Genomic DNA, 5,030 nt, shown 5'->3' on the forward strand with positions numbered 1-5,030 from the left:
TTCAGTACCGCCACGACGTCCTCGACGGCTGCCTCACCGGCACCGGTCTCCGACGCCAGCCACCATGACGACATCACGCATTCAAGGTCAATAACCGTCCCGGGGCGGCAGATGCACTTCCGGACCGTTCTGGTCGAGGACCGCGACTCGAACACCTGGTGAGGATGGCGAGAGCCGTGTGAGCCAGAATGATCGGATGGTCACGCTTGAGACTCCCCGTTTGATCCTGCGTCGCTGGCGGGAGGAAGACGTTGCGCCCATGGCTGCCGTCAATGCCGACCCCGAAGTCATGCGGTGGATCCGTGACGGCAGCGTCCTTGACGAACAACAGACTCGCGCCAAGGTCCAGGCATGGGAGAGCGAGTGGGAGTCCCAGGGCTTCGGCCTGTTCGCCGTGGAGATCCGGTCCACTGGCGAGGTGGTCGGGTTCACCGGCCTTTCGGTGCCCGACTTCTTGCCGGAGGTACTGCCGGCGGTTGAGGTCGGCTGGCGGCTGGGACGTTCCCACTGGGGGCAGGGCTTGGCCACCGAGGCCGCTGCGGCCGCTGTGCGGTTCGGGTTCGAAGAGCGAGGGCTGGAGCGGATCGTCAGCATCACTCAAGTGGGCAACGACGCCTCCGAACGCATCGCGACCAAATTGGGGATGCATCCGGCCCGTGAGACCGTCAATCCGACCTGCGGCCGACGAGTACGGGTGTTCGAGTTGTCGTCGGACCAATACGTCACAACCACTCGTTGACGCCCACAGGGCTGAGTCGTCGGATGTCGACGACCGCCGCCGGCTACTGGCCAAGCGGCACATCACCGACGACGCGGCCGACGACAAGGTCCTGCTGGACCTGCGTGCCGAACAGGAGCATGGGGCCGGTTGCGGACGCTGCCCCCACCGGAACAACGAAAGAGGCCACCCATCCGACCGAGGTGGTCTCTTCGTTCCAGGGCCTGTCCGACGGGCCGCGTCACCGACCCCGCACCCGACAGCACTGTCACCCGAATGGCGCAGCATGACGTGCCACCCACATGGGTGAAGATCAAGCTGGCTAGTGCCCCAACTGAGGCAATCTGTGAAAGGGGAACCAAATGCGCATTCGACGAGTCCTCGCCGCCGTCATCGCCACAGCAGCCCTCGCCGGTCTCGGCCTCACAGGCGCCGCCACCGCCACCGCCGCCACTGCAAAGGGTGCCGCATCCTACGTCACCCCTTCAGAGTGCAGGCAGGGCGGCGGAACGGCCGATCTGACGGACAACCTCTGCAAGGGCGGTACGCACAACGGGGAGAAGATCGACTAAACCCCACAAGGCGCCCCGCAGCCACGAGCCGCGGGGCGCTCCGGCCCGAGCGTAGCCGGGAGAGTCGCAGGGACTGTGCCGACCCGTCGGGCACGCCAGGTCGACCGCCCCCCGGGTGCCCAGGACGGGCGGGCGAGAGGATGCGACGCTGGAGTGAGGGGCCCGCGAGCGGAGGTCCGAGTGCATCTCATCGGGTCCGGGGCCCTCTCCTTCGGCCTGGCGACCATGTCCCGGTGCGGCTCAATGGATGCGACGCAAAGAATCGTGCGGTCAGTCTGTGAGCCCGTCGGCCGGGGCACCCCTCACCGAGCGTCGCCAGGCGTCCTTACCGCGTGGCGGCCCGCCGGGACCAGGACCGCGCGACCAACCCGGAAGGCAGGTGCGTCCCATGCGCACGTCGACCCGTATCGCCGGTGCCCTCACCGGCCTGGCCCTCACCCTCGGCGGTGCGGTCCTCGCCGCTCCCGCGGTCCATGCGGACATCCCCGCCTGCACAAAGATGGCCGAACTGGCCGGTGCCACCGCTTCCGACTCCGTCACAGCGGCCTGCAGCCGTGGCGTGGTCGGAGACCTGCAGGGTTGTGTGACCGGGCTGACCGGGGCCGGAGTGGCGGGCGGCGCCGCGACCGGTGCCTGCCGGGCGGCGGCCCACGAACCGCGTTAGAGGACCGCGCGCGGCAGCCGCCCGCCGGCTCCGGTCTGAGGCAGGTACGGCCCGTCTCCTCCTCAACCCCGGGCTGCCCGGACACAACGCGGCCCCGGTGAGCAGTCTCGACGCCAACGACATCGACGTCGCCCCGCTCCTACCGACGCACACGCGGCGTACCGATGCGGCCGGAGGAGGTCGGTGACGTCATGCCTCTCCGGGGCCGGGCAGTCACCGCCCGGTCGCGGCGCCCAGCCTGCCTCGCGGGCATCCTGCGGACCTGGGCTCGCCCTGGCCGCGGCAACCCTTGCCGGTGTGAGCGCCGTCGGCGCTGTCAGCGCCGGCGACGCCTGCGCGCTGCCTGACGGGACCATGCCGGCGATCACTTGACCGGTCGGCGCACGGCTGGGCATCCAGTCCGGCCGGTGCACCCGGCGCGGTAGGTAGGGGGTGACGGCACCCGGTCGACCGTTGGGTGGACCGCCCGCGCCCGTCACGACAGCGCGACACTCGCGATGGTGGACGCCGACCGTCTCGACGCCAAGGCCGTCACCGCTTACGAGACGGTCCGCGCCGTCCTGAACACCGCGCTCGCCGCCGTCCTGAGCGGCCTCGGCCGTGGCGTCGAACAGTGACCGACGAGGTCGTTCGCATTTCCTAGCGGTGTTGATTTCGGATTTCCCTGCTGTTTTGATCACGAGCGTTGTTGACACTCGGCAGGTCTTGAACAGGTGCAGAAGAAGGAGCAGTTCTGCCGGCCTCGAGCCTGGATATGCCGATGGTGATGGAGTCTTCCTTTTGGCGCGGGCGATGACCGCGCCGCTGTCCGCATTGAGGTGGCCCTTTGCCGATGCCCTGACCCATCGCCACCGTGGAAGAGGTCCAGCACAGGTCATCCCGCTCCACCAACCCGTCTGAGCCAAGGCCGACCCCGTCGGCATCGCCAACCGGCACGCGGCCCACGGCCCTCTCCGGCGACCTACGAGACGGCGCCGTAACAGCACGACCAAGGAGCCGACCGGCAGGGTGCACCCGCCGGTCGGCTCCGCCCGTGCTCCTCGACGACCCCGGGGATGACTCCGGCGTTCGGCCCATCAAGGGCACCGGCTGCAACGCCGAAAAGGACCAAGCGGAGTCGCCCTATCCTCGGGTTCCGGTACGCCTCCGCGCCCCAGGCCGCCCCGATGACGGCGGTCCCGTACGCCGGCCGACAGGCCCGGAGGAGATCCTGCATGCGCGTCTTCCTGCCCCTGACCGCCGTCACCACCGCCGCGCTCCTGCTCGTCACGGTCACCGGCGCGACTCCCGCCGCAGCAGACCGGAACCCCGACGGCACACCATTGGTCAAGGTGTCCCACGGCGACCCGTACGCGACGTGCACCATCGGAGCGAGGTCCCCCGACAGCATCGTCTATCCGGCCACCGAGGTCGAGCCGTACCTGTCCGTCGATCCACGCGACCCCAAGCGCGTGGTCGCCGTGTTCCAGCAGGACCGCTGGAACGACGGCGGCGCCCGTGGCCTGGCGGCCGGCTGGACCACGGACGGCCACACCTTCCACCGGAGCACGCTGCCGTTCAGCCTGTGCGCCCCCGGCGGCGCGGACTACGAACGCGCCTCCGATCCATGGGTGAGCACCGGACCGGACGGCACGGTCTACGCCGGCGGGGAGGGCGTCGACTTCACGAAGAGCACGCGCAGCGCCCTCCTGGCAGTCACGTCCCGCGACGGCGGCCGCACTTGGCAGAACCTCACCACCACACACGTCGACGAGCAGCCGTTTTTCAACGACAAGCCCTCACTCACCGCCGACCCGATCCGCAAGGCCACCGCCTACCAGGTCTGGAACCGCCTCGACAACGACCCACCCGGCCCCAGCTCCCTCGACGGTCCCGGCTACATCTCCCTCACCCGCGACGGCGGCCGCACCTGGAGCAAGGCCCGGCCGTTCGTCGACACCAGCACCGTGCTCAACACCCAGACAATCGGCCATCTGATCGTCGCCGACCGGCGCACCGGCACCCTGTACGACTTCTTCGACCGGATCACCTACTCCGACGACCTGAGCACCGTCGTCGAAGCCCGCTACGAGGTGGTCACCTCGACCGACGCCGGAGAGACCTGGAGCGCCCCGGTCACCGTGGCCCAGGACACCTCCGTACCGGAGGTCGACCCGAACGACCCCACCAAACTGCTGCGCGCCGCGGCCACCCTGCCGAGCCCGGCCGTCGACCCCAAGACAGGCACGCTGTACATGGCCTACGAGGGCTCGGACTTCTCCGGTGGAACGTTCGACTCCGTCCAGCTTGTGCGGTCCACCGACGGCGGACGCACCTGGGGGACCCCGGAGCTGATCAGCCCCCAGGGCGTTCCTGCCTTCTCACCGTCGATCGCGGTCGCCGAGCGGGGCACGGTCGCGCTCACCTACTACGACCTGCGCTTCCTCAAGCCCGGCAACACGACCACCCTGCCCACCGCCTACCAACTGGCCACGCTGCAGCACGGAAACCCGAAGCTCCGGGCCGAACGACGGATCTCGCGGGTCTTCGACTGGCTGCAGGCGCCGTTCGCCGGGGGCCACTTCCTCGGCGACTACCAAGGCCTGGTGGCAGACGGCAAGGGAGTACGGGCGGTGCTCACCGAGACACATTCCGGCGCACCACAGAACTGTACGGACGTGTACAGCAGCAGTCTCCGCACCCGATGACCGACGCGGACGCCGTCGCCCGGCCCGACCGCCGACGGCTGCAGACAGGCCTCGGACCCACTCCGCCCGACAGGGGGTGCCTGCTGCTCGGGAGTGTCAACTTAGCAGCTGATCTTGGTTGTTGAGGTGGTCAGCGGTTGCTCGGGCTCAGTCGGACGTCGAAGGCGACCTGGAAGGCGTTCAGCGGCGTCTTCCAGCGCATGGTCCACCTGCGCCGGCCGCATTTGAGGGCGGCGGCTTCGGTTGGCCTGACGGAGCCCTGAGACAAGCTCGATCGTCCTGGTTCAGAAGGCAGTTACTGACCTTCAAAGCGTGGTGTCGTAGGGGCTGACGCCTCATGATCCCTGCGGTATGCCGACGTTATGAGGTATGCGCAAGGGGGCGGGCTG

Annotated in this window: 4 protein-coding genes; all 4 read left to right on the forward strand. The window is 69.0% G+C overall.

Annotated elements, in window-relative coordinates; all coding sequences use genetic code 11:
• Positions 1 to 196 precede the first annotated feature (196 nt).
• Positions 197 to 739 (forward strand): GNAT family N-acetyltransferase, encoded by a 543-nt coding sequence (locus AB0950_RS40280; RefSeq protein WP_360569590.1) that lies wholly within the window; start codon positions 197 to 199, stop codon positions 737 to 739.
• A 341-nt stretch (positions 740 to 1,080) separates the two neighbouring features.
• Positions 1,081 to 1,290: a hypothetical protein gene (locus AB0950_RS40285; RefSeq protein WP_360162305.1), complete on the forward strand. Its 210-nt coding sequence runs from the start codon at positions 1,081 to 1,083 to the stop codon at positions 1,288 to 1,290.
• Positions 1,291 to 1,678: 388 nt separating this feature from the next.
• Positions 1,679 to 1,954 carry a hypothetical protein gene (locus AB0950_RS40290; RefSeq protein WP_360162307.1) on the forward strand — a complete coding sequence of 92 codons (276 nt, stop codon included), beginning with the start codon at positions 1,679 to 1,681 and terminating at the stop codon, positions 1,952 to 1,954.
• Positions 1,955 to 3,168: 1,214 nt separating this feature from the next.
• Positions 3,169 to 4,641 carry a sialidase family protein gene (locus AB0950_RS40295; RefSeq protein WP_366780807.1) on the forward strand — a complete coding sequence of 491 codons (1,473 nt, stop codon included), beginning with the start codon at positions 3,169 to 3,171 and terminating at the stop codon, positions 4,639 to 4,641.
• The last annotated feature ends 389 nt before the right edge of the window (positions 4,642 to 5,030 follow it).

This window comes from Streptomyces sp. NPDC007189 (assembly GCF_040703635.1).
Taxonomy (GTDB): Bacteria; Actinomycetota; Actinomycetes; order Streptomycetales; family Streptomycetaceae; genus Streptomyces.